We start from the raw sequence: 23,200 nt of genomic DNA on the forward strand, positions 1-23,200 counted from the left end.
TTCAGATCGGTTGGCCCTGAAGCAGCTTCGGGGATGTGGCCGATAATCCCGCGGCTTGGCGGATGAAAAATCCCTTGAGCCGCGGCATGCGCTCGACAAGACCCAATCCAAAGTCGCGCAGTGCACGCACCGGCACATGGTCGTTGGAGAACAAACGGTTGAGGACGTCGGTGGTCACACCCATCTGCACCGTGTCGAAACGGCGCCAGGTCTGATAGCGTTCGAGTACGGCGATGGAGCCGATGTCTAGACCGAGGCGGTCGGCATCGACAATGGTTTCGGCGATCGCTGCTGCGTCCTTGAAGCCAAGATTGAGGCCTTGACCGGCAATGGGATGGATGCCGTGCGCCGCATCGCCGATGAGCGCGAAGCGCGGCTTGACGAAATCGCGTGCCAGCGTCAGTCCGAGCGGAAAGGCTTTGCGCGGCCCTTCGATCCGCAATTCTCCCAGTTTCAGGCCAAAACGCTGTTCGAGTTCGGCTTCGAACACGAAATCGTCTTCCCTGATGAGCCGCTCCGCATCTGCGGTGCGCTCGGTCCAGACAAGCGAGGAGCGGTTACCGCTCAGCGGCAGAATGGCAAAGGGGCCTGCGGGAAGAAAATGCTCTTCTGCGCGACCATTGTGCGGCCGTTCATGGGCGACCGTGCAGACGATACCGGACTGGCCATATTCCCAGTTCACGGTTTTGATGCCCGCCATATCGCGCAGCCGTGATTTGACGCCGTCAGCCGCCAGGAGCAGGCGCGTGCGCAGCGTCTTGTCATCGCCGTAACGCACCGTGAGGTGCTCGTCGCCATGGTCAAAACCATGGACGGGTGTCCCCTCGACAAAGGTGACGCCGATCTGTTCGGCCTTCGCACGCAAGGCGGCGTTGAGGTCGCGGTTTTCCACCATGTGGGCGAAGGGTTCACCGGGCTCAACTTCGCCATTGAAGGTCAGGAAGACCGGGCGAACCGGATCGGAGGTGCGCGAATCCGTAACGATCATTTCGGTGATCGGTTGTGCCTTCGGCAGGATTTCCTGCCAGCAGCCGAGGCGGTCGAGCATGCGGCTCGCAGCGGCGGCAATGGCCGAGGCGCGGGTGTCCTTGCGCCAGACACCGGCCGGTGCCGCGTCGATCACCGTGACAGCCAGATGCGGCGCCGAGGATTTCAGTGCAACGGCGGTCGCCATGCCGACATAGCCAGCACCAGCAATCACGATATCGGTGCTGCCGGGGACTTCTGATGTGTGTGTACGGGTTCTTTCAGCCATGATTGCCTCCGGTTTCCCTTTGCTCTTGCACCGACGTGGCGCTTGACTTGTTCACCTGTTCCTGTTGCAAGCGGATTCAGGCACTATTATGCCGACCGTACGAACAGGAGTCGCGCCCGTCATGTCTGATGCCATGAAAGAGCTTTTGTCCATACTCGACCTTGAGACACTTGAACACAACCTGTTTCGAGGTCGCAGCCCGCAGGTTGGCTGGCAGCGGGTGTTTGGCGGTCAGGTCATCGGCCAGGCCTTGGTGGCGGCGCAGCGCACGGTCGATCCCGAGCGTCATGTCCACTCCCTGCACAGCTATTTCATGCGTGCGGGCGATCCGAAAGTGCCGATCATCTACGAGGTGGACCGCATCCGCGACGGCGCGAGTTTCACCACCCGGCGCGTGGTGGCGATCCAGCACGGGCATGCGATTTTTTCGCTGGAGGCGTCATTCCAGATCGAGGAAAAAGGACTTGAGCATCAAAAGCCGATGCCCCTCGACGTTCTCGCGCCGGAAAAGCTGATGAGCGACAAGGACCTCAAGGAGCAGTATCTGCAGAACGCGCCAGCCAATGTGCGCAAATATTGGGAGCAGGACCGTCCGATCGAGATGAAACCCCTGTCTCTGACGCATTACTTCACGCGGGAAAAGCTGCCTCCAGAGCAGAATGTCTGGATCAGGACAACTGGTCCTGTGCCTGAGGATCGCGCCCTGCAGGCTGCGGTTCTGGCCTATCTCTCGGATATGACATTGCTGGATACCTCGCTCTATGCGCATGGCCGCTCGATTTTTGATCGGGATTTGCAGGTCGCGAGCCTCGATCATGCCATGTGGTTCCACCGGCCCTTCAATTTCGATGACTGGCTGCTTTATACGGCCGATAGCCCGAGTGCGGCTGGTGCCCGTGGGTTCAACCGTGGCGCTTTGTACAGCCGGGATGGCACTCTGATTGCCTCGACGGCGCAGGAAGGCCTAATTCGTGTGCATCCGGCCGAGTGAAATTCGACCACGCGGATTGAATTGCCTAAATTTTAGGCATGTTGCCGGATAATGTATTGTGCACTGCCGAAGTGATAAAAATATCCATATATAATCAATGCCTTAGTATTATTTTTCGAGTCTGGCACGGAACTTGAATACTCCTCACCAGTCGCCAAGGGCCATCAAGGCTTAGGGGATGGGTTCAACGCGGGTTGCTGCCGTTCAGGTAATTCCACCTGAGGGGTACCGCGCTAGCGCAGGGGTATAGTCAATGAAAATTGTGATGGCCATCATCAAGCCGTTCAAGCTGGACGAAGTGCGCGAAGCACTTACCGCTGTCGGCATCCAGGGCCTGACCGTCACCGAGGTGAAGGGTTACGGCCGCCAGAAAGGGCACACCGAGATTTATCGTGGCGCGGAATACGCCGTCAGCTTTCTTCCCAAATTGAAAGTGGAAGTGGCTGTCGCGTCAGAGCTCGTCGACACCGCCGTTGAAGCCATCACCACGGCCGCCAAAACCGGCCAGATCGGTGACGGGAAGATTTTCGTTCTCAGCATTGATCAGGCCGTCCGTATCCGTACGGGCGAAACTGACACCGATGCGCTTTGAGTCATTTGGGGTTTAAGGAGAAAATAATGAAAATTCCAACCAGTCTGACATCCGCGGTGCGCAGTACCCTTCTGGGTTCGCTGGCGCTGACCGCATTCGGTTCGCTGGCCGCGCTCGCTCAGGAGGCGGCGCCAGCCGCAGCGGATACTGCCGCAGCCGCTGCGCTGACTGTCAACAAAGGCGACACGGCCTGGATGATGATCTCCAGTGTCCTCGTCCTGTTCATGATCGTTCCGGGCCTTGCCCTGTTCTATGGCGGCCTCGTACGCGCCAAGAACGTGCTTTCCGTGCTGATGCAGTGCACGGGCATTGCCGCCGTCGTCATGATCATCTGGGTTTTCTACGGTTACTCCTTCGCCTTCGGCGGCGGCACCAGCCCCTACTGGGGTGGCCTTGGCAAGGTTTTCCTTTCCGGTGTGACACCGGTTTCGACGGCTGCAACCTTTACCAAGGGTGTCGGTATTCCCGAATTCGTTTTCATCTGCTTCCAGATGACCTTTGCCGCCATCACGCCAGCGCTGATCGTCGGTGCTTTTGCCGAACGCATCAAATTCTCGGCGACGATCCTGTTCGTCATCCTGTGGGTCACGTTCGTCTACTTCCCGATTGCCCATATGGTCTGGGATTCCAATGGTCTGATCTACAGCTGGGGTGCGCTTGATTTTGCCGGCGGCACGGTCGTTCACATCAACGCCGGTATTGCCGGTCTCGTGGGTGCTCTCGTCATCGGCAAGCGTGCCGGTCTTGGCCGTGACATGATGGCGCCGCACTCGATGCCGCTTACCATGATCGGCGCCTCGATCCTGTGGGTCGGCTGGTTCGGCTTCAATGCCGGTTCGGCTCTCGAAGCCAACGGCATTGCGACGCTGGCGATGATCAATACGTTCACGGCAACCGCCGGTGCGATCATTGCATGGGTTGTCATCGAAGCGCTTGCCCGCAAGACGGCTTCGATGCTGGGTGCCGCATCCGGTGTTGTTGCCGGTCTGGTTGCCGTAACGCCCGCTGCCGGAACCGTCGGTCCGGTTGGCGCCATCTTCCTTGGCGCCATCGCCAGCATCATCTGCTACTACATGGTGGCCGTGGTGAAGCCGAAGCTCGGCTATGACGACAGCCTCGACGTCTTCGGCGTGCACGGCATTGGCGGTATCATCGGCGCCATCGGCACCGGCTTCTTCACCAGCACGGCGCTTGGCGGCGTCGGTTATGCGGAAGGCGTCACCATGGGTGCGCAGGTGTTCGTGCAGATCAAGGCCGTGCTCGTCACGTTGGTCTGGAGCGGTTTGGGTTCGCTGATCCTCTACAAGATCGTCGATGTCGTTGTCGGACTGCGTCCGACCGCTGAAGCCGAGTCCATCGGTCTCGATCTCACCTCCCACGGTGAAGCGGCCTACCACAATTAATGGGCGGCTTTTGACAGGAACTGAGAAAGGCCCGGTTTTCCGGGCCTTTTTTGTTGAGGCAGGCAAGCTTGTCGAACCCGGGATGGCAGCTCCGCCAATGTAATTTCGCTCGTGCTCGCCATGGTTAATGCCCCCTTAACCATCCGCGCCGTAACGTGGGAATCGAATCTGCGGTTACTCACGACCGCCGTGCGTGCGTTTACTAGGGCGAGATTTCATGCGTCAAGGATATTCAGCCTCCTATGCGATCGAGGAAAACCGGCACGGGTTGACGACCCTTTTCCGCAGACAGATCCAGATTGTCTGGGGATTGGCGCTGTTTTGCTTCGTTGCCTTTGCCATTGGCAGCCTTGCGACATGGAATGTGATCGATCCGAGCTTCAGCCACGCCACGTCCAATCCGGTTCGCAACGCCCTTGGCTATGCCGGCGCGGTTTTTGCTGATCTCGGCATGCAGTTCTTCGGCCTTTCGACCGTTGTCGCACTCATGCCGGCGCTGTTCTGGGGCGGTCTGATGCTGACCGGCAGGGGGGTCGACCGTTTGCCGCGGCGGGCGATTGCCTGGTTCGGCGCATCGCTGATGGCGGCGGCCATTGCCGGCTGCTTCACCATCCCCGCAAGCTGGCCGATGCCCATTGGCCTCGGCGGTGTCTTTGGTGACATGGTTCTCAAAATCCCGGCGATCTTCACCGGAACATTCCCGCGTGGCGGTCTGGCCATGATTCTGGTCGCCGTTCTCGCTTTGCCGACGCTGTGGGTCTTTGGCTTTGCCAGCGGCCTGACCTATCGTGACAGCGAGCCGGTCGTGGCCAAGAAGTCCGGCCGTCACGTGGCACAGGAAGAGGATTTTGACGACGAGGACGAGGATGATGAGGAAAGTGAGGGTGGCCGCTGGCTGGCACTTGGCGCGCTGACCCACTGGTTCCTCAGCATCAAGGCGCTGTTCCGCCGCCTGTTCGGGCGCAGTGCTGGGCTTTACAGCGGTGCGCGCAGTGCCGCGGCGCGGCACAATGACGATGATCTCTTTGCCGATGCCCCGATGGCACGACAGAACGGGGCACGGCAGAACGGTGCGCGCCGGGAGCCAGGTTTCTATGACGAAGCGCCGCGCATTGAGGCGCCGTCAATCGACATCGGCAATGATGGTTTCGGGCACGAACCCGATGATTATGATCCGATCGCCTTTAGCGAAGAGGATGAGGTGGATGATTGGGCGCCGCAGGCAGCGCCCGCGCGCCCGGCAGCAATACCCGGCGGCAAGGCGCGGATCGCCACACCCGCCCCGGCTCCAAAGACCGGTGCGCGCATACAGCGCGAGGCCCAGACATCCCTGATCAAATCCGACGAATTTGAAATGCCGCCGCTGCATTTCCTCAGCGAACCGAAGAACGTGGTCCGCAACCCCAGTCTTTCGAAGGAAGCGCTTGAGCAGAATGCGCGGCTGCTCGAGGGTGTGCTTGAAGATTTCGGCGTCAGGGGGGAGATCATCCATGTGCGCCCGGGTCCTGTCGTAACGCTGTACGAGCTGGAACCGGCTCCGGGCATCAAGTCTTCGCGTGTCATCACGCTGGCCGATGACATTGCCCGTTCGATGAGCGCCATTGCAGCGCGTGTTGCCGTCGTGCCGGGCCGCAATGCCATCGGCATCGAACTGCCAAACCAGACCCGCGAAATGGTTTTTCTGCGGGAATTGCTGGCCAGCCGGGATTTTGAGCAGACCAAGACCAAGCTGGCGCTGGCGCTGGGCAAGACCATCAATGGCGAAGCTGTTATCGCCGATCTGGCGAAGATGCCGCATCTGCTCGTTGCTGGCACCACTGGCTCGGGTAAATCCGTCGCCATCAACACCATGATCCTGTCGCTGCTCTACCGCATGACCCCGGAGCAGTGTCGCCTGATCATGATCGATCCGAAGATGCTGGAACTGTCGATCTATGACGGTATTCCGCATCTGCTCACGCCCGTCGTCACCGATCCGAAGAAGGCCGTGGTTGCGCTGAAATGGACCGTCAAGGAGATGGAAGACCGTTACCGCAAGATGTCCAAGGTCGGCGTGCGCAATATCGACGGCTTCAACCAGCGGGTCGAACAGGCGCAGAAGAAGGGTGAGCGGATTGCCCGGACCGTGCAGACTGGTTTCGACCGGGCAACGGGCGAGGCGGTCTACGAGACCGAAGAGCTGGATTTGCAGCCCATGCCCTATATCGTCGTGATCATCGACGAAATGGCCGATTTGATGATGGTTGCCGGCAAGGACATTGAAGGGGCTGTCCAGCGTCTTGCGCAGATGGCCCGTGCTGCCGGTATTCACGTGATCATGGCAACACAACGCCCGTCTGTCGATGTCATCACCGGCACGATCAAGGCGAACTTTCCAACCCGCATTTCCTTCCAGGTCACCTCCAAGATCGATTCGCGTACCATTCTGGGTGAACAGGGCGGCGAACAGCTGCTCGGCATGGGCGACATGCTCTACATGGCAGGCGGCGGCCGTATCCAGCGCGTGCACGGGCCGTTTGTCGGTGACGACGAAGTGGAAAAGATCGTCAATCATCTGAAACTGCAGGGCGTCCCCGAATATCTCGATGCGATCACGGAAGAGGACGAGGAAGATGATATGGGCGGCGGCCCGGCCGGGACATCCAATCTGGAAGATTCGGATGATCCCTATGACCAGGCCGTTGCCGTGGTGCTGCGCGACAAGAAGGCGTCCACCAGTTATATCCAGCGCCGCCTCGGCATTGGTTACAACCGGGCAGCCTCGATCATCGAGCGTATGGAGCAGGAGGGTATCGTCGGCCCTGCCAACCATGCGGGCAAGCGTGACATTCTCGTGCCGACACAGGACGATGATTTTTAAGCGCCGTTACGTAGCATTTTCGTCTGCCCGTCCTGTAACGGGCGCACCGAATGACTACATAACGGCATGATGCAGCGTTACGTAACCGGTGTGCCCGCCGATGCGTTGCGAAATTGAGGAACAAGTTGCGGTTTCCCGCCGTTTCTCGGCCATAGTCAGGTCAAACTGACCGGGTATACAGCAAGAGAATAAGACAGGAGACTGAACATCATGACAACGACCAAAGCTTCGCTTCGCACGATTGGCACGTTTGCCCGGACATGTGCTGCGGCTTCCGTGGTTGGCATGGGGCTGCTTCTCGGTGCAGCTGGCATTTCCGGGCAGGCAAGCGCCCAGGCGGCACCTGCCGCCATCAACGGAGCCCAGCAGATCGCCAACCAGTTTTCCAGCGTGAAGACGATGACCGGTGACTTTGTTCAGTTCGGTCCGCGCGGCGAACAAACCGAAGGCACGTTCTATATCGAGCGGCCGGGCAAGATTCGCTTCACCTACAACAAGCCATCGCCGATCCGCGTGATTTCCGATGGTGAATCCGTCGTGATCAACAATCGCAAGCTCGATACCTGGGATCTCTATCCCCTGTCGAAGACGCCGTTGAAGCTGCTGCTTGCCGACCAGATCGATCTGACCGGCGACCGGGTGAAGTCCGTCAAGGAAGAGCCCGACATGACGACGATCGTTCTCGGCGACAAATCGGTCTTTGGCAATTCCACCATCACGATGATGTTCGATCCGAAGACCTATGAGCTGCGCCAGTGGACGATCACCGATGCACAGGGCCTGGATACAACGGTCATGATCACCAATGTCCGCAAGGACGTGAAGTTCGCCAAGGACATGTTCACGATCGACTACACGCGCATCGCCATGAAGCGCTGACCGCTTCATCTTTCAGGGCCGCGTCGTCACACCAATCGCGTGTGGACGAGCGGCCTTTCGATTTTCAATCGCTGCAAAGATGGTCTAGGCTCGCGTCAATCCATTCTATCGCGAGATTTCTCCCCCATGCCTTTCTCCGTTGCCACCTGGAACATCAATTCCGTGCGCCTGCGTCTTGATCTGGTCCTGCAATTCCTGCGGGATCACCAGCCGGATGTTCTGTGCCTGCAGGAAACGAAATGCCCCGATGATCTCTTCCCGCGCGAGGCCTTCCATATGGCCGGCTACGAACATATCGAGATCAGCGGCCAGAAGGGATATCACGGCGTCGCCACGCTCTCGCGGCGGCCTTTGTCGGAGCCAGCCCGGGTGGGTTTCTGCAACATTGCCGATTGCCGCCACCTCAGCACGATCGTCACGGCTGGATCGAAGCGGCTGCGCATTCACAATTTCTACGTGCCCGCGGGCGGTGACGAACCGGATCCGGCTATCAATCCCAAATTCGCGCACAAGCTCGGCTTCCTGGAAGAGATGAAGGCGATGAATGCCGTTTATGGCGATGGCCACGCCTCGTTGCTGGTGGGGGATTTGAACATTGCGCCGCTCGAAACGGATGTGTGGTCGCATAAGCAGCTGCTGAAAGTGGTCAGCCATACGCCGATCGAGACGGAGACTTTCGAGGCCCTGCGCAAGAACGGCGGCTGGAGCGATCTGATGCGCCATTACATTCCGCCGCACGAAAAGATCTATACGTGGTGGAGCTACCGTGCCGCGGATTGGGCTGCGGCGGATCGCGGCCGCCGTCTCGATCACATCTGGGGGTCACCGGATCTGGAGAACGATCTTGCCAGCATCACGGTGCTTCGCGAAGCGCGCGGATGGGATCGTCCGTCCGATCATGTGCCGGTCATTGCCCGGTTCAATCTGGATTAGAGAGTGATCCGGCGGCTATTCGCCGCCGAACAGGTGCTCATACCGGGTAATTTCCGCAATCATTTCATTCAGGTCGGCGGAAATCTGGGTGTGGAGCGCAGCGGCAATTTCCGGGTACTCCTCAAGAATACGCCGGAACAGCGAGCGATTGAGCCGGATGACTTCGGTTTCGGTGTCAGCCATGGCGCTGGTGAGGCGCTTGGTCTGGGCGATGATCGCCATTTCGCCGAGAACTGCGCCAGGGCCCACACTCTTGAGCACGACCCGGCCGGACTGGCCTTCGCGAAACAGTGATATCGTTCCCCGGTCGATGACATAGGCGCAATCGGCGGACTGGCCCTCGCGGTAAAGCTCGCGGCCTTCCCTTAGAACAAGACGCTCGGTACCAAAGGCAAGCAGACGCAACTGGTCGCGGGTGAATGTCCCGAACAGCCCCACTGTCTCCAGAATGCGAATATCATCTTCAATTGCCATGCAAGAACAGACATATACCTAGATTCACCTGATCGGCATCAAGGAATGAGTTTGTATCCCCCGCTTTCGGTAACCAGTATGCTCGAATTCGATGGATCGTGCTCGATTTTTTGTCGCAACCGGTAGACATGTGTTTCCAGCGTGTGGGTGGTCACGCCGGAATTATAGCCCCAGACCTCCTCCAGCAGCACGTCACGGGTGATGACCTTGCCGCCGGCGCGGTAGAGATACTTGATAATGGCGACTTCTTTTTCCGTCAGCCTGATCTTGCCGCCCTTGGCGTCGATCAGCATTTTCTGGCCGGGTTTGAAGGTGTAAGGGCCGACAACGAAGGTCGCATCCTCACTCTGCTCGTGCTGGCGCAATTGCGCGCGGATGCGCGCCAGAAGCACCGCAAAACGGAATGGCTTGGTGACATAGTCATTGGCGCCCGATTCGAGGCCGAGGATAGTATCCGAATCAGTGTCGTGGCCCGTGAGCATGATCACAGGCGCCTTGAACCCGCCTTTGCGCAAAAGCTTGACCGCTTCCCGCCCGTCCATGTCGGGAAGGCCCACATCCATGATCAGGAGGTCGACGACACCATTGCGCGCGGACTGGATACCCTTGGTCGCATTGTCTTCCTCGATGATCTGGAACTCTTCATAGAGGCTCAGCTGCTCAACCAGGATGGCGCGAAGATCAGTATCATCATCGACGATAAGAATGGTGCGTGCTGTCATATGGTTTCCCGCCCGTGCAAAGAAGTGGTTGGAATTTAAGTCGAATTGTTCCGGAAAGAAAGAGGACCGGCTTGATATTGCTTATGCGGCGCATCAGTCTGACATAAAAATGCTTTTTATGAGGCAAGTATGAGTCGTACAGCGTTGAAAATGATCGATGTTCGCCGCAAGCCCGGCCACCGCAGCCGCGGACAACTGATTGCCGGCCAGATGGTTTTGCACTGCGCCCTGGGAAAAGGCGGGATCACCGCGTTCAAACGGGAGGGCGATGGGGGAACGCCATTGGCGCGCATGCGTCTGCTCTATGGCTTCAAGCGCCCTGACAAGCGGGTGATTGCGCCGACCGGGCTCAACTTGCGCGCGCTGCGCCGCGCGGATGGCTGGTGCGAAGTGGGCAATGATCGCAACTACAATCGCATGGTGCGCATTCCCTACGGCGCCAGCCATGAAACCATGTGGCGCAAGGACGATCTCTATGACATCTGCATCGTCATGGACTGGAACATCAAGCCGCGGCGCCGTTCCGGCGGCAGTGCCATCTTCTTTCATCTGGCCCGGCCCGGCTATACCCACACGGAAGGCTGTATCGCCCTGAACCGCCGGGATATGGACCGGTTGCTGCCATTTCTGTCACCGGAAACGGTTATCCGGGTTTTGCGCTAGAGTCCCGCTAATAGCGGAACCGCCAGACGGTGGTGCGCTTTACCTCGGAATCTTCGAGGATTCGGGTCACCGGCACCGCATAGACTGCCAGTTCCTCCAGCAGGTTCTTCGGAAAATACGAGCGGCCGGGATCGCCGACAATCACGGTTGCGCCGCGCGCGGCGAGCGCCGTGAACCACGGGATAAGCCGGTCCGCGAGCGGCTTTTCATAGAAGACGTCACCAGCCAGGACGACGTCCCAATCATGGTCCGTATCGATCAGATTGTGAATGAGGGTTTCGACCGCGACGCCGTTGGCATCGGCGTTGAGATTGATGGCCGGACGGGTGAAGGGGTCGATGTCGCAGGATGTGACACGCGCTGCACCGGCCATTGCGGCGGCGATGCCGACAAGACCGGAACCGGAAGCGAAATCCAGAACAGTCCTGTTCCTCACCGTATCAGGATGATCGAGGACATAACGTGCAACGCCCTGGCCGCCGGCCCAGGCAAAAGCCCAGAAGGGCGGCGGCAGGCCAATGGTCGCCAGTTCCTCTTCCGTCCTGTGCCAGAGGTCATGGGCTTCATCGGCCAGATGCAGGTTTATCTCCGGCACATGGGGCGGCGCCTGCAGCGTGGTATTCGCCCGAACAAAGCGCCGGTAGCGTTCGCTGTTCGGATCAAGCGCCTGCTCATCCATGACGGGCCGTCATTGCGGTGCGGGAACAAGCCCGGCCATGCGGCAAACTTCCTCCCATTCGTCCGGAGTGACCGGCTGTACGGAAAGGCGCATCGAGGTGACGAGGGCCATTTTTTCCAGCTTGGGGTTTGCCTTGACGTCCTTGAGCGTGACCGGTTTCGGCACGTCCCTTACCGCACGGATGTCGACGCACTCCCAGCGGGGATCGTCCGTGGTCGAATCATGGTGCACCAGCGCGCAGACCTCGACGATGCCGACCACTTCGAGGCCCTCATTGGAATGGTAGAAGAAACCCTTATCGCCCAATTGCATGGCGCGCATATTGTTGCGCGCAAGATAGTTGCGCACGCCGGTCCATTCGGTGCCCTTGGCGCCCGCTTCCTTCTGTTTCTCCCAGGACCACGCGTCGGGTTCGGATTTGAAAAGCCAGAATGCCATGTTTGAACCTATTTGCTGTCTGGATTCTTGATTGCCCAGTTCCATGGGCGGATATCGACCGATGCGAAGAGGCCAGCCTTGGCATAGGGATCGTTTGCAGCGATTTCCCTGGCGCCGGCGACATCGGCGGCGTCGATCACAACCAGACTGCCGTTGGGCTTGGAATCGTCTCCAAGGAAAGGCCCAGCGAATTTCAGGCGGTCGCCGAGACCGTTGAGATAGTCAAGATGCGCGGCGCGGGTATCAAGACGCACCTGCAGATGGCCAGGCTTGTCGTTGCAAAGTAAGGCATAGAGCATTCGGTTTCTCCGATACGGACAATCAGATTTCTAATCTTCGTTTTTCAGCGGTCTTGCAAGCAGGGCTTCGACCGCTTCGTCAATAGTAATGCTGCGGTCCAGAATGCGCGCAACCGCTTCGATGATGGGTGCTTCGATGGAGTGCCGGGCGACCAGCTCCGCGGCGATGGCTGCCGTCGCCACGCCTTCCGCCAGCGGCCTGCCGGTCAGGTCGTCGCCCCGGCCAAGGGCAAGGCCGTAGGAATAGTTGCGCGACTGGGATGTCGAGCAGGAGAGCAGCAGATCGCCGAGGCCGGAAAGGCCCATGATCGTCTCCGGCCGGGCGCCAAGTGCATGACCCACACGCCGCAGTTCGACAAAGCCGCGGGTCACCAGCGCCGCCTGTGCGCTTGCGCCAAATCCCCGGCCGATGGCGGCACCGGCGGCAATGGCAAGCACGTTCTTCAGCGCGCCGCCGATCTCGACGCCGACAAGGTCATCCGTCGAATAGCAGCGGAATGCCGGACCCGAAAGGGCAAGCGCGATTCGGTCAGCCACGGTCTGGCTTTCGGCGGCAACGGTGACGGCGGTCGGCAGGCCCCTTGCCACGTCGCTGGCAAAGCTCGGCCCGGACAATGCTGCGATGAGCTGATCCGGGATGATCTCCCTGACCAGGCTGGACATCAGCAGACCGCGTTTGCGATCAATGCCCTTGGCGCAGATGATCAGCGGCACGGCTCTCGGGATCAGGGGCTTCAGCTCCTCAAGAGCGCTGGCCATGGCCTGCGCCGGAATGACGCAAAGAATGAAATCGCTGCCCGCAAGAACACTCGCTGCGTCCGTACTGGCGGTCAACGGCGCTGGCAGATCTATGCCCGGAAGGTAAGTTTCATTGCGGTGAAGCGCGTTGATGGAATGAACACTGGCGGCGTCGCGGGCATAAAGGCGCACGCTGTGTCCATTGTGCGCTGCCATGGCGCCAAGGGCCGTGCCCCAGGCACCGCCGCCAAGAACCGCAATGTTGTGTACGGGGCTCATGCCTTGGCTCCTCGACGCCCGGCGCCGATCAGGGGGGCGGATTGCATGTCCAGCGGCCAGCGCGACCGCGGCGCGATATCGAGCGAATCGGCGGCCATATGCCCGGCCCGTTCCACCCCGGCCCAGGCGATCATCGCGGCATTGTCGGTGCACAGCGCCATGGGCGGCGCAATGAAGCGGAAGCCGTTTCCGGAACACAGGTCCTGCAGGCAGGTCCGCAGGACCTTGTTGGCGGCAACGCCGCCGGCGACGACCAGCACAGGTTCCTTCACACCGGGAAACCTGGCGCGAAAACGGGCAAGCGAGCGCGATACGCGGTCATTCAGCGTATCGGCAACAGCGGCCTGAAACGCGGCGCAGATATCGTTTACATCCGTCTGCGACAGCGGTTCCAGTGTGGTTGCCAGTTGGCGCACGGCCGTCTTCAGGCCGGAGAAGGAGAAGTCGAGCCGTTCCTCGCCCTTGAGCGGCCTTGGCAGGGAAAAGCGGCTGGGATCACCCAGAGACGCCGCCTTCTCCACCTCGGGGCCACCCGGATAGGGCAAGCCAAGCAGTTTTGCTGTTTTGTCAAAGGCTTCGCCGAGGGCATCGTCGATGGTTGTGCCAAGCCGTTCATAGTCACCGAGGCCCTTGACCAGCACCATCTGGGTATGGCCGCCGGAAACAAGGAGAAGCAGATAGGGAAAATCGATCTGGTCGGTCAGACGGGGGGTCAGGGCATGACCTTCGAGATGATTGATGGCGTAAAACGGCTTTTGCGCCACCATGGCAATGGCCTTGCCGGTCATGAGGCCGACGATCAGCCCGCCGATCAGGCCGGGACCGGCGGTTGCTGCCACCGCATCCACCTCGTCCAGGGTCATGTGAGCCTCATGCAGCGCCTGCCCGATCAGCCGGTCGAGCACTTCCACATGGGCACGTGCGGCAATTTCGGGCACGACGCCGCCATAGGGTGCATGATCGTCAATCTGGCTAAGAACCACGCTGGACAGAATCCGTCCCTGGCCGTTGTGATCGCGCTCAACGACCGCCGCCGCCGTTTCGTCACAGCTTGTTTCTATGCCCAAAACCCGCATCGATGACCCTGACATCCTTCGCCGCATTGCCCGTTGCACAAAAGCCCGTTAGTTAGGGCCGGATAATTCAAACTCGCGTAACACGGACTGCGACTAATGCAAACAAAAACGCTCAAGATCGGTACACGTGGGAGTGCGCTGGCACTCGTACAAGCCCGTGAGACGCGTGATCGGCTGGTTAAAGCCCATGGCCTGCGCGAAGAGGACATCGAGATCGTGGTGATTTCGACCAGCGGCGACCGGATTCAGGATCGTCCGCTGTCGGAGGTTGGCGGCAAGGGGCTGTTCACCCTTGAGATCGAAGAACAGCTGGCGGATGGCCGCATCGATCTGGCCGTGCACTCCTCCAAGGATATGCCGACCTTCCTGCCCGAGGGCCTGCATCTCTCGGTTTTCCTCGAACGCGAAGATCCGCGCGATGCCTTCATCGGCCGTACGGTGAGAACGCTGGCGGAATTGCCTTTGGGTGCGGTTGTCGGGTCTGCCTCGCTGCGGCGCCAGGCGCTGATTCTCAAATCGCGGCCGGATCTGAAAGTTGTGAACTTTCGCGGCAATGTGGAAACGCGCCTGCGCAAGCTGGCCGATGGTGAGGTAGACGCTACTTTCCTCGCCTATGCCGGTCTGCGCCGCCTTGGCCTTGGCGATGCGGCGACTGCGCTGATGGATGTGGCAACCTTTCCACCGGCGCCCGGACAGGGCGCGATCACACTGGAAACACGAATCGGCGACGCGCGAATCGATGCGCTGGTCGCGCCGCTCAATCATTTCGCGACGTCAACGGCGCTGGCCTGTGAACGTGCTTTCCTCGGTACGCTCGATGGTTCGTGCCGCACGCCCATCGCCGGTCTTGCGACGATTTCCGGCAGCATCCTGAAATTTCACGGCATGATCCTGCTGCCGGACGGGACGGAAGCCCACGAAGTGACTGGCGAAGGCGATGTGGCGGATGCGGCGGCCATCGGGCAAGATGCCGCCGCACGCGTCCGGGCAAAGGCCGGGGCGCATTTCTTTACGGATTGGCTCTGATGGAAAAAACCGTTCTGGTCACACGGCCCCTGCCAGCTGCGACCAGAACCGCCGACCGGCTGCGCGCCCAGGGCTATGTGCCCCTGCTGTTGCCGCTCACGGAAATCGTTCCCCTCAACCCGGCATCGCCCGAAGGCACGTTCAATGCCCTTGTTGCAACGAGCGCCAATGCGCTGGCCCATGCCAGCGATGCGCTGCTTGCGCCGTACCTCCAGCTACCTTGCTTCACCGTAGGCGAAGCAACCGCGGATGCGGCGCGTGCCCGCGGCTTTGAGACAGTGACGACAGGCGATGGCGATGGAGAATCGCTGGCGCAAACCATTGTCGAAGAATTGTGTTCAGGTGCCTCCATTCTGTACCTGACCGGCCGGGTGCGGTCGCCGGGTTTTGAACGCGCGGTGGCGAAAGCGGGATTCCCGTGCGCTTCGTTGGCCGTCTACGATACCATTTCAGTCAGTTATACAACTGAGTTTTTGATCAAAACCCTCGGGTCAAGAAATATTGATTACTGCTTGCTGTATTCGCAGATGAGTTCGGATGTGCTGTCCACTCTGATCAAAGCGGCGAGATTGGCGGAACTCTTTGATAAGACACTATTTTTATGCCTGTCGCGGCGTATTGCCGATGGTCTCAAGGGCCTCAACGCGCCATCTATTGGGATTGCCCGCCGCCCCGATGAAGACGCGCTGTTCGACCTCCTGGCGGGGTTGCAGGGCGATGGATGAACGGCAATCGTCGCTGCATGACGTTTCCGAAGTGGAACTTCCCTGTTAGCTTGGGGTTTCAGTCAACCCAATTGTTCTGAAGCCCAATTGTTCTGAAGAGAGTGTCCATGGCCAAATCATCCGTTCCCCGTCATTCCAAATCAGCCCGGAAGCCTGTGACGATAGAACTGGAGCCATCGGACATTGTGAAGAGTACACCGGCCAGCACGAATGTGCCGCAGCCTGAACCTGTCGGCTTCAGCCCGAAGACCGACGCCAAGCCGCAGCCGCCGAAGGACGAGCCGGTCAAAGCCGCTTCTGCAGGCAATGCGGAGAAGCCCAACACAGACAATACATCGCAGCAAAGCCCGTCGTTTGGCCGGTCGCCATCTGCCGAAGCGCCGAAACAGGCAGCATCTGCATCTGCTGTCGTGCCGCCGAAGACGGGTGATCCGCTCGGGCGTTTAACGTCCGGTCTCATCGGCGGCGTGGTGGCTCTGCTTGGCGCTGCGACCCTGCAATGGGCCGGGGTGTTGCCATCGCCCAAGGCTGACCTCTCCGCCGTCGAGCAGCAGATTGCCGAATTGCGTGCGGCCGCTCCGGCGAAAGCCAGTCTTGATGAAGGCGCGCAAGTGGCATTGAATGGCGCGGTGGAAAACGCCAAGCAGGCTCTGGGTCAGGTGTCCGGCATTGCCGCTGACGTAAAAACCCTGAAGCAAACCCTGGCGGACGCCCAGACAAAGGCTGCAAGCGCCGGTGGTGCTGTTGATACCAGTGCTATCGATGCGCGTATCGCATCGCTTGAGACGCAATTGACCGCCAGCCAGCAGAAAGTGGAGCAGGCTGCCGGTGCACTTGCGGGGGAAGCGCAGGCGTCAGCGGCTTTGCAGACGCGGCTCGATGCGCTTGAGACCAAAGTGCAGGACAATGCGGGACAGAACACCATGGCGCTGGCCATCGCCGCCACCGGCCTGAAGTCGGCGATTGACCGGGGCGGGCCTTTTGCGGCGGAGCTTGATACATATCTTGCTGTCGCGCCGGCCTCTGCCGATGCCGAGGGGTTGCGCTCCGCCGCTTCGGCCGGTGTTCCGACCGTCAGCATGCTGGCGAGCCAGTTCGGCGACGTGGCGACGAAAATCATTGCGACAACGCGCAAGGTTGACCCGAATGCGGGTATTGTCGACCGGCTGTGGGCGAGCGCCAGCGGCCTTGTCGAATCGCGTCCGGTGGGCCTCGTCGAAGGCGAAGGTGTCGATGCCATCACTGCGCGCATAGAGGCGCATCTCAACGGCGGCGACTTGCCAGCCGCCATTGCCGAATGGGACAGGCTGCCCGAAACGGCCAAAGCCGTCTCGGCCGATTTCGCCAATGCCATGCGCGCCCGGCAGAAGGCCGGCGATATCGTTTCCAAGGCGCTCTCCAACGCGTTGACCGGCATGAAGACGCCGGCTGCGGCGCAGTGAGGGAAAGACGATCATGATCAAAGTCCTGTCCTTCCTCATCGTCGTTCTCGTGCTCGGGTTTGGTTTTGCATGGCTGGCCGACCGGCCGGGCGATCTCGTCGTCACCCTCGCCGGGATGCAGCACAAGGTCAGCCTCATGGTGGCCGCATCCGCCATCGTGGCGCTTGTGGCCGCTGTCATGCTTGTCTGGTGGATCATCAAGAGCGTCATTGGGTCTCCCTATGCCCTGCGCCGCCATTTCCGCGCCCGCAAGCGTGATCGCGGCTATCAGTCCCTGTCCACCGGTCTGATTGCAGCGGGTGCAGGAGACGGGCAGACGGCCCGGCGCATGATCAAGCAGGCGGAAAAACTGCTCAATGTCGACCAGGAGCCGCTGATCAAGCTTCTGGACGCACAGGCAGCCATGCTGGAAGGCCGTTCGGATGATGCGCGGGCGAAATTCCAGGCGATGCTGGATGACCCGGAGACGAAGCTGCTCGGCCTGCGCGGGCTTTATCTTGAAGCGCAACGCCTTGGTGCGCGGGAAGCGTCGCTGCAATATGCCGAACAGGCGGCGTTTCTGGCACCCAACGTCGAATGGGCGGCCACGGCGGCTCTCGGGCAAAAGACAGCCCATGGCGATTGGGATGGCGCTCTGGAACTGCTGGAGAAGCAGAAATCCACCAAGCAGATCGACAAGGATACGGCAAAGCGTGAACGCGCTGTTCTCCTGACTGCCAAGGCGATCGATACATTCGAAAGCGATCCGGCGGGATCGAAACCCATTGCCATCGAGGCGAACAAGCTTGCGCCGGATCTGATCCCGGCCGCCATCATCGCCGCCAAAGTGCTGTTCCAGCAGGGTGACCTGCGCAAGGGGTCGAAAATCCTGGAGCATGTGTGGAAGAAACAGCCGCATCCGGAAGTGGCGGAAACCTATGTGCATGCGCGCCTGGGGGATTCGGTGTTCGACCGCTTGAAGCGCGCCCGCAACCTGGCTTCGCTCTATCCGCACCATGCGGAATCGAACCTTGCCATTGCCCATGCGGCGCTGGCCGCGGGCGAATTGAAGGAAGCGCGCGAGGCTGCCGAGACCGTGTTGCGCACGGCCCCGCGCGAAAGCGCCTATCTGCTGCTGGCCGATATCGAGGAGGCGCAAACGGGCGATCAGGGCCGCGTGCGCCAGTGGCTGTCGCGGGCCGTCAAGGCGCCCCGCGACCCTGCCTGGACCGCCGACGGCTATGTTTCGGAGCGCTGGGCGCCCGCTTCACCGGTCACCGGCAAGCTGAACGCGTTCGAGTGGAAGGTTCCTGTCGAGCAATTGGGAACAATGATCGATGCGCGGGATGATTTTGACAGTGCGCTGGCCGCCAAACCTGTCCAGCTCGCACCCCGGCGCGAACCTGCAGAACCCTTGATCCCGGCAAAGTCCGTGGTGGTGCCTGCGGAAAGGCCCGCGGCACGGGTTGTTGAAGCGGATGGCTATATTGCGGATGCGGAAATCGTACCGGCGGAGCCTGCGGTGAAGCCCGTGGCGGCAAAACCGGAAGAGCCGCATGCCCATGAACGCATTGCGTCCGTCCTGCCATCCCTGGCGGAAACGGCGCCTGCCGCGGTGCAGCGCGAGGAAGAAAAACTGGTCATTCCGGTGCCGGATGACCCGGGCGTGCAACGGGATGACGAGGAGGACCGGCCCAACAAGAAGTTCCGTCTCTTCTAGAAGAGCTTTTCCGGTCCAGATGGCCGGAACTGCCCTGGTGTGTCGATCCTAACACATTAATTTCAATAGCGGTCTTTGCGGCAAGATGCACAATGACAGGGCCCTGTCAGCCAAGCTATCAGTTGATTCGGGTCATTGATAACAACGCTGAGAGATCTGTTTTGATGCTGGACCGCCTTGTCACCTTCTTCAAAGCTTTGCCGTCGGGCGAAAGCGGGAAAGGCCATTTTTCGAGGAACGATCCGCGCCTTGCGGCGGCCGCGCTGATGTTTCATGTTATGGATGCGGACGGAGAGCGGCGCAAGGTGGAGCGCAAGCGCCTGTCGCAGCTGATTTCCGAGGCCTACGGGCTCAAGGGCGAGGCGCTGAAGCGCCTGCTGGAGGACAGTGAGCAGGCGGATCAAGAAGCCGTCGATCTCTACAGCTTTACCAGCGTGCTCAAACGCAATCTTGACGAAGCGGCGCGCATTCACTTCATTGAACTGATGTGGGACGTGGTTTTTGCCGATGGTTCCGCGCATGAGCTGGAAGAAAATGTTGTCTGGCGGGTTGCGGAACTGATCGGAGTCTCGTCCCGTGACCGGGTCACGATGAAACAGAAGGCAGCCCTTCGCGCCAAGCAGGCGGTGCAAGAGGAATAGGATCAGAAGCATGTTCCAGACAGACTGGATGGAGAACAGGCAAGTGAAGCGCCCGAAAATCCTCACGGTACTGCATCAGGAACGTTCAAGCCCCGGCCGTGTCGGCCAGCTGCTGCTGCAGTCCGGCTTTGATCTGGATATCCGCCGTCCGCCGCTGGGTGACGGCCTGCCCGAAACGCTGGAGGATCATGCGGGCGCTGTCATTTTTGGTGGCCCCATGAGCGCCAATGATCCCGATGAATTCGTTGACCGGGAAACCGACTGGCTGTCCGTGCCGCTGGCGGAAAACAAGCCGTTTCTCGGCATTTGCCTTGGTGCGCAGATGCTCGCCAAGCATCTTGGCGGCACGGTGGGGCCGCATCCGGAAGGACTGGTCGAAATCGGCTGGTACGAACTGGAAGCCACCGAGGCCGGCAAGGCCCTCATGGACTGGCCGTCCATGGTGTATCATTTTCATCGCGAGGGCTTTGGCCTGCCGCGCAGCGCCACCCTTCTGGCAACCGCCAAGGCTTACCACAACCAGGCCTTCCGCTATGGCGAGAATGCCTGGGGTGTGCAGTTCCACGCGGAATTGACCCGTGCCATGATGCAACGCTGGGTCGTGCGCGGTTCGGAACGCTTCACGATGAACAATGCCCAGCCGGGGCGCGAGCACCTGGAGGGCCGCCTGGTTTACGATGCGGTGCTGAAAGCCTGGCTTCAGCGCTTCCTCGGTACGATCTTCGGCGCGCCGGTTCCGGCTTAGGCCGTCTACGTCCGGCCCTGCAGGTTGCGTGCTTTGCGCAATTGCGGAAACCAGTAAGCCCACAGGCCTGCCACGGCAATGGTGCCGACGCCGCCAAAGACCACGGCAGGGATGGTGCCGATCAGCGATGCCATGATACCGGCCCGGAATTCACCCAGTTCGTTCGACGCACCGACAAAGACCATGTTGACCGCATTGACGCGGCCGCGGACGTGGTCTGGCGTCCAGAGCTGCAGCAGCGTTTCCCGGATGTAGACGCTGATCATGTCGGCGGCGCCCATGAAGGCCAGCAGGGCGATGGAGAGCCATGCAAGGTTGGATACGCCGAACATGATGGTAAGCAAGCCGAACAGCGCGACAAACAGGAACATGATCATGCCGGCATGGTCGCGGATGGGATGACCGGCCAGCCAGAGGGCGGTCAGAATGGCGCCGATACCGGGCGCTGCCCGCAACATGCCAAGTCCCCAGGGGCCAAGCTGCAGGATGTCCCGGGCATAGACCGGCAGGAGCGCCACGGCGCCGCCGAGCAAGACGGCAAACAGATCGAGCGAAATCGCGCCGAGAACGACTTTTTCTTTCCAGATGTAGTGGAAGCCTGCCAGCAGTGTCTGCAGTGATTTTTTCTCGCTGAGCGTGTGCTGGGCGGGTTTGGGGATGGAGAAAATGCAGATCGTGGCGGCAGCCAGCAGGATTGTCGCGATGCTGTAGGCGATGGCGGGCGACAGGCCGTAGAGCAGGCCGCCGGCAACCGGGCCGACGATCGTGGCGATCTGCCAGGCGGAGGAGTTCCACGATACCGCATTCGAAAATACTTCCGTGGGAACCAGATTGACAACCAGCGAGGCGGAAGCCGGCCCAAGAAAGGCGCGTCCCACGCCGAAACCGGCGAGAATGGCAAAGACGGTGAGCGGGGTGAATGTATGGGTGAGGGTCAGCAGCAACAGCAACGCCGCGCAGATCACTTCCGCACCCAGTGCGAGCCCCATGATGAAGCGGCGGCCGAACCGGTCTGCGGCGGCACCGGTGACGAGAACCAGCAGAAGCGAGGGCGCGAACTGGACGAGGCCGACAAGGCCAAGATCAAAGGGGTCGCGCGTCAGATCGTAAATCTGCCAGCCAACCGACACGCTGATGATCTGGATGGCGAAGGAGCCGAAGAAGCGTGCCAGCCAGTATCGGGTGAAGGAGGAATGACGGAAGGCGGCATAGCGATCATGCGCCGCGTTCGTTTCTGAGAGGGACATTGCGATGAAAGGCTCCGGAATCTGGAGATCTCTTCTAGAACAAATCCGGTCAAAGGGGGATCAATAAATATGAATTATTATATCGTTTCGGCAGGGCGAAAAAATGGGCCGGATCAACCGGCCCAAAATCAGGTGTGAAAGGATCGGGAACTCACTCCTTGCCGAGAAGGACCTTCCAGATGGTCGCACCGACAACGGCGCCGACCAGGGGAGCCACCCAGAAGAGCCACAACTGGCTGAGCGCCGCTGTCTGGGCAAACAGGGCCACGCCCGTGGAGCGTGCCGGATTGACGGATGTATTCGTCACCGGAATCGATACCAGATGGATCAAGGTCAGCCCCAGACCAATCGCGATGGGCGCAAAGCCTGCCGGAACCGAAGATGACGTTGCCCCAAGGATGATGATGATGAAGAAGGCGGTCAGAACCACTTCCGTAACCAGGGCGGCGGTCAGTCCAAAGCCGCCTGGAGAAAGTTCAGCATAACCATTGGAAGCAAAGCCTTTGACGCCGGCGAAATCCGCCTTACCCGAAGCGATCAGATAAAGCACGGCCGCCGCCGCGATAGCGCCGATAACCTGCGCGATCCAGTAGGGAATGAGATCCTTGACATCGAACCGTCCCGCCACGGCAAGGCCAAGCGAAACGGCGGGATTGAAGTGGCCGCCGGAAATACCGCCGACCGCATAGGCCATGGTAAGAACCGTAAGACCAAACGCAAACGCAACACCAAGAAAGCCGATGCCTGTGCCCGGAAATGCGGCGGCCAGAACGGCACTGCCGCACCCGCCAAGAACGAGCCAGAATGTACCGAAAAATTCGGCTGACAGTTTATTGAGCATGAAAACCCCCTAGATAATTGCTTGCCGGAACTGCCCGACTCACAACTAGAAGTTAATCTTGTTTGGCAAATTCAACAATAACGTTCAATTGTATAGTGATGAATACGGTTGTTCCGCCGCTGGGCTGCGCCGTTTGACACGGAAATACTTGGCGGCTGGAATGGAGCGGTGCATCTGGTTTCGCCGTGGGGGAAGCTGCTGCCCCTTGCCCGAAAGCGCGCCAATCGCTACATGTCGCGTGACTATCAGGAGAAACCCATGCTCGCCCTTCTCGAAACCATCAATCTGGCGCTGACGCTCTATTCCTACATCATCATTGCCAGCGCAATTTTCTCATGGCTCCATGCGTTCAACGTGATCAATTCAAGCAATCACTTTGTCGCGTCGATTGGTGAATTTCTGTATCGTGTGACGGAACCGGCGCTGCGTCCCATACGCAGGTTTATTCCTGATCTGGGCGGCATCGATATTTCACCGATCATCCTGCTCCTGATCATTTTCTTCCTTCAGCGGTTTCTCGCAACGACGATTGCGCCAGCGCTGCTCTAAGTCA

General features: G+C 60.0%; 24 protein-coding genes. 14 read left to right on the forward strand and 10 right to left on the reverse strand.

The window, feature by feature from the left end; genetic code table 11:
* Position 1 precedes the first annotated feature (1 nt).
* Positions 2-1,255: a ubiquinone biosynthesis hydroxylase gene (locus tag C5750_RS12580; RefSeq protein WP_105734232.1), complete on the reverse strand. Its 1,254-nt coding sequence runs from the start codon at positions 1,253-1,255 to the stop codon at positions 2-4.
* A gap of 121 nt (positions 1,256-1,376) precedes the next feature.
* Between C5750_RS12580 and tesB the strand changes: the two genes are divergently transcribed.
* From tesB to C5750_RS12610, 6 genes are all read left to right on the forward strand, one after another.
* Positions 1,377-2,246: an acyl-CoA thioesterase II gene (tesB, locus tag C5750_RS12585; RefSeq protein ID WP_105734233.1), complete on the forward strand. Its 870-nt coding sequence runs from the start codon at positions 1,377-1,379 to the stop codon at positions 2,244-2,246.
* 253 nt (positions 2,247-2,499) lie between these two features.
* Positions 2,500-2,838 carry a P-II family nitrogen regulator gene (locus tag C5750_RS12590; RefSeq protein WP_105734234.1) on the forward strand — a complete coding sequence of 113 codons (339 nt, stop codon included), beginning with the start codon at positions 2,500-2,502 and terminating at the stop codon, positions 2,836-2,838.
* Positions 2,839-2,864: 26 nt separating this feature from the next.
* Positions 2,865-4,241, forward strand: a complete 1,377-nt coding sequence (locus C5750_RS12595; protein ID WP_105734235.1) for an ammonium transporter — start codon at positions 2,865-2,867, stop codon at positions 4,239-4,241.
* A 217-nt stretch (positions 4,242-4,458) separates the two neighbouring features.
* On the forward strand, positions 4,459-7,101 hold the full coding sequence (locus C5750_RS12600; protein ID WP_105734236.1) for a DNA translocase FtsK: 2,643 nt from the start codon (positions 4,459-4,461) through the stop codon (positions 7,099-7,101).
* 210 nt (positions 7,102-7,311) lie between these two features.
* On the forward strand, positions 7,312-7,980 hold the full coding sequence (locus C5750_RS12605; protein WP_105734237.1) for an outer membrane lipoprotein carrier protein LolA: 669 nt from the start codon (positions 7,312-7,314) through the stop codon (positions 7,978-7,980).
* Between the two features lie 126 nt (positions 7,981-8,106).
* Positions 8,107-8,913: an exodeoxyribonuclease III gene (locus C5750_RS12610; RefSeq protein ID WP_105734238.1), complete on the forward strand. Its 807-nt coding sequence runs from the start codon at positions 8,107-8,109 to the stop codon at positions 8,911-8,913.
* Between the two features lie 15 nt (positions 8,914-8,928).
* Here C5750_RS12610 and C5750_RS12615 read toward each other — a convergent pair whose 3' ends face one another.
* Together C5750_RS12615 and C5750_RS12620 are read right to left on the reverse strand one after the other, a co-directional pair.
* Positions 8,929-9,387 carry a cyclic nucleotide-binding domain-containing protein gene (locus C5750_RS12615; protein ID WP_105734239.1) on the reverse strand — a complete coding sequence of 153 codons (459 nt, stop codon included), beginning with the start codon at positions 9,385-9,387 and terminating at the stop codon, positions 8,929-8,931.
* A 38-nt stretch (positions 9,388-9,425) separates the two neighbouring features.
* Positions 9,426-10,109, reverse strand: a complete 684-nt coding sequence (locus tag C5750_RS12620; RefSeq protein WP_091879514.1) for a response regulator transcription factor — start codon at positions 10,107-10,109, stop codon at positions 9,426-9,428.
* Positions 10,110-10,238: 129 nt separating this feature from the next.
* Here C5750_RS12620 and C5750_RS12625 point away from each other — a divergent pair, with 129 nt between their 5' ends.
* The gene (locus C5750_RS12625) at positions 10,239-10,772 is read left to right on the forward strand and encodes a L,D-transpeptidase family protein (protein WP_105734240.1); all 534 of its coding nucleotides are present in this window, start codon (positions 10,239-10,241) and stop codon (positions 10,770-10,772) included.
* 7 nt (positions 10,773-10,779) lie between these two features.
* Here C5750_RS12625 and C5750_RS12630 read toward each other — a convergent pair whose 3' ends face one another.
* Genes C5750_RS12630 through tsaD form a run of 5 tightly spaced genes read right to left on the reverse strand, consistent with a single transcriptional unit; the run spans position 10,780 to position 14,281 of the window.
* Positions 10,780-11,451 carry a class I SAM-dependent methyltransferase gene (locus C5750_RS12630; protein ID WP_105734241.1) on the reverse strand — a complete coding sequence of 224 codons (672 nt, stop codon included), beginning with the start codon at positions 11,449-11,451 and terminating at the stop codon, positions 10,780-10,782.
* A gap of 9 nt (positions 11,452-11,460) precedes the next feature.
* Entirely contained in the window at positions 11,461-11,889 is a 429-nt protein-coding gene (locus C5750_RS12635) for an EVE domain-containing protein (RefSeq protein ID WP_105734242.1), read from the reverse strand.
* 8 nt (positions 11,890-11,897) lie between these two features.
* A complete protein-coding gene (locus C5750_RS12640; RefSeq protein ID WP_105734243.1) occupies positions 11,898-12,188 on the reverse strand; it encodes a YciI-like protein in 291 nt (96 codons plus the stop codon).
* A gap of 30 nt (positions 12,189-12,218) precedes the next feature.
* The gene (locus C5750_RS12645) at positions 12,219-13,205 is read right to left on the reverse strand and encodes an NAD(P)H-dependent glycerol-3-phosphate dehydrogenase (protein ID WP_105734244.1); all 987 of its coding nucleotides are present in this window, start codon (positions 13,203-13,205) and stop codon (positions 12,219-12,221) included.
* Positions 13,202-14,281: a tRNA (adenosine(37)-N6)-threonylcarbamoyltransferase complex transferase subunit TsaD gene (gene tsaD / locus C5750_RS12650; RefSeq protein WP_105734245.1), complete on the reverse strand. Its 1,080-nt coding sequence runs from the start codon at positions 14,279-14,281 to the stop codon at positions 13,202-13,204. The genes C5750_RS12645 and tsaD overlap by 4 nt, the downstream gene beginning before the upstream one ends.
* Before the next feature lie 96 nt (positions 14,282-14,377).
* Here tsaD and hemC point away from each other — a divergent pair, with 96 nt between their 5' ends.
* The 6 genes from hemC to C5750_RS12680 all read left to right on the forward strand — a co-directional run bounded on the left by hemC (position 14,378) and on the right by C5750_RS12680 (position 20,559).
* Positions 14,378-15,307: a hydroxymethylbilane synthase gene (hemC, locus tag C5750_RS12655; RefSeq protein ID WP_105734246.1), complete on the forward strand. Its 930-nt coding sequence runs from the start codon at positions 14,378-14,380 to the stop codon at positions 15,305-15,307.
* On the forward strand, positions 15,307-16,032 hold the full coding sequence (locus C5750_RS12660) for a uroporphyrinogen-III synthase (RefSeq protein ID WP_105734247.1): 726 nt from the start codon (positions 15,307-15,309) through the stop codon (positions 16,030-16,032). The genes hemC and C5750_RS12660 overlap by 1 nt, the downstream gene beginning before the upstream one ends.
* A 107-nt stretch (positions 16,033-16,139) precedes the next feature.
* Entirely contained in the window at positions 16,140-17,474 is a 1,335-nt protein-coding gene (locus C5750_RS12665; RefSeq protein WP_105734248.1) for a COG4223 family protein, read from the forward strand.
* Positions 17,475-17,487: 13 nt separating this feature from the next.
* A complete protein-coding gene (locus C5750_RS12670) occupies positions 17,488-19,173 on the forward strand; it encodes a heme biosynthesis protein HemY (protein ID WP_105734249.1) in 1,686 nt (561 codons plus the stop codon).
* Between the two features lie 164 nt (positions 19,174-19,337).
* Complete coding sequence (locus C5750_RS12675; RefSeq protein WP_105734250.1) at positions 19,338-19,814, forward strand: tellurite resistance TerB family protein; 477 nt, start codon at positions 19,338-19,340, stop codon at positions 19,812-19,814.
* A 10-nt stretch (positions 19,815-19,824) separates the two neighbouring features.
* Positions 19,825-20,559 carry a glutamine amidotransferase gene (locus C5750_RS12680; protein ID WP_105734251.1) on the forward strand — a complete coding sequence of 245 codons (735 nt, stop codon included), beginning with the start codon at positions 19,825-19,827 and terminating at the stop codon, positions 20,557-20,559.
* A gap of 5 nt (positions 20,560-20,564) precedes the next feature.
* On the opposite strand, the gene C5750_RS12685 is transcribed toward C5750_RS12680, so the two are convergent.
* Together C5750_RS12685 and aqpZ are read right to left on the reverse strand one after the other, a co-directional pair.
* Entirely contained in the window at positions 20,565-21,806 is a 1,242-nt protein-coding gene (locus C5750_RS12685; RefSeq protein WP_105734252.1) for an MFS transporter, read from the reverse strand.
* A gap of 151 nt (positions 21,807-21,957) precedes the next feature.
* Positions 21,958-22,647: an aquaporin Z gene (gene aqpZ / locus C5750_RS12690; RefSeq protein WP_105734253.1), complete on the reverse strand. Its 690-nt coding sequence runs from the start codon at positions 22,645-22,647 to the stop codon at positions 21,958-21,960.
* Positions 22,648-22,905: 258 nt separating this feature from the next.
* On the opposite strand from aqpZ, the gene C5750_RS12695 reads away from it, so the two are divergent.
* Entirely contained in the window at positions 22,906-23,196 is a 291-nt protein-coding gene (locus tag C5750_RS12695; RefSeq protein WP_105734618.1) for a YggT family protein, read from the forward strand.
* Positions 23,197-23,200: the final 4 nt, after the last annotated feature.

The sequence above is a fragment of the Phyllobacterium myrsinacearum genome, from assembly GCF_002980555.1.
GTDB lineage: Bacteria > Pseudomonadota > Alphaproteobacteria > Rhizobiales > Rhizobiaceae > Phyllobacterium > Phyllobacterium myrsinacearum.